Annotated in this window: 1 protein-coding gene and 1 pseudogene; both read right to left on the reverse strand. The window is 56.5% G+C overall.

Going from position 1 to position 1,790, the window contains the following annotated elements; genetic code table 11:
• Window positions 1-300: Crp/Fnr family transcriptional regulator (locus K359_RS0147820; protein WP_029085236.1), on the reverse strand; the 300-nt coding region annotated here is incomplete at its 3' end.
• A gap of 1,382 nt (window positions 301-1,682) precedes the next feature.
• A pseudogene (locus tag K359_RS65635) lies at window positions 1,683-1,790 on the reverse strand (PRC-barrel domain containing protein); the annotation flags it as partial.

Below are 1,790 nucleotides of genomic sequence, written 5' to 3' on the forward strand. Positions count from 1 at the left end.
CGCGGTCACCAGGCATTCCTCCATCGCTGTCGTCGTCGCGATACGCAGCGAATGGCCGTTCATGCAGCCTTCGCCAAAGAACTGGCCGGGCTCCAGAATGCCGACCACGGCTTCCTTGCCTTGCTCTGATATGACAACAACCTTGACCCGGCCTTTCTGGATATAAAAAACCGTATCTGCCACGTCGCCCTGCGCAAAGACGATCTCATCCTTGCGAAACGCGAGGATGGTCTTCCCTTCGCCTAACTTGGCGAGAAACTCCTTAGGATCAAATATTGCGTGGTTGGTATTTTCTGGCATGTCCCGTTTCGTCCCGCGCGGTGGGAGACCTAGCTTACCATTCAGCCGCCGACGTTCGAAGTAAAAGTGCCGTACCACGGCAGCTTTTCGCAGCCAGGATGGGAGTACCCGGCTGCCGATAAGCTAATCGAGCGGTCAGCAGACCAAGCCCGAGCCGGACCCAACAGGTCGCAGACACCGCCTAGAGTGGCGGCTAGATCGCAACTGCAAAGCTTCCAGTCGTCTTGCATTCCGGGCACTCGAAGGTACGGACTTCATGACCGGGTTGAGCAGGCTCGATGCAAGCCAACCGCATAGGCTTGCCACACCTGGAGCACGGAAGAATTCCGATCTCCGCGCGGCTGTATAGCAGATTTGGCTGGATAGATGACATCATGCATCCCCCGTATTTGGCGGGAGCATTGCTGATCTCTCTGTTGCCGATAACTGCCTATTGCGGACGGCGATGGAGCTAGTCTTGCCCGACGCAACAATTCGGGCTGGTCAATATTGACCACTATTGAAAATTTCGTTCAGCAAGACGGCCCCAACGTAGGGACACTGAAGCCGTCTAAGCAGGACGCCGTGGGCAGGAAGGCGATCCAAGCAGCGTTAAGACTCCCGAACAACACTTGTTCCGGGTCATTATATTGTGGGTACCGAACCGGGGACTTCCGGTTCACCTCGAAGAGCCGACATTCCAATGGTCATACCTACCTATGGGCCACAACTCGGACTCATGAAGTGCGGCAAACGACATCCATGAACTGCAGTGACTCAATCACCTCGTCGGCGCGGCTCGATCACTCGACCAGCGCCCATCGCGCTCCGTTAATAAACGCCACGCCGCACGGCGCGACGCGTATGGCGGTACACGCGACGGTCGACACGACGCGCAGTCACGCGAGCACGCCGGTACGTGTAGGCCTGCGCTTGATCAACGCTTAACTCCAAGCCGCGCGGTGTCACCTGCGGCGAGACCGGAACCGTCGCCAACACCACTGCTGCAAACAGCAGTCCGACAATTGAGAAAGCTCTCATTGCATCTACTCTATGTTGTCACACACCAAGTCGACTCACTCATCTGCAAAAGCCCGACGGACCGCGTCGGGCTGATTGCTAATATGCGTCGTGACCGGCAATCGGCCATTAAGTGCAGGATAGATCGGGGCCGTCTGTATAAAATTGATCATCGCCAGAAAAAGTTTATTGGCGTTGCTGCGCTCGCCCAAAGGACTCCTTCATATTGGTCAGAATGTCGCACAGACAATCCGGTCAAAACCAATGGCTCCGATGGTGGCGAAAAGAGAGGGCGCCCCCTAGCAACGGACGCGTCATCGATCCGGCCACTCAAACAAAAAGCCGCCCCGGTGGGGGGGGCGGCTTCGGATCGCAGGCGAGAGTTAGTACTTAAACTCCGGCATGGCCTTCAATTCATCCTTAGTGGCGTTAAGCACTGCGTGATCAGGGTACCAACTCTTACTGGCGCTAGTGGTGGTGGTTGTCGTGGT

The organism is Bradyrhizobium sp. th-b2, from assembly GCF_000426785.1.
GTDB lineage: Bacteria > Pseudomonadota > Alphaproteobacteria > Rhizobiales > Xanthobacteraceae > Bradyrhizobium > Bradyrhizobium septentrionale.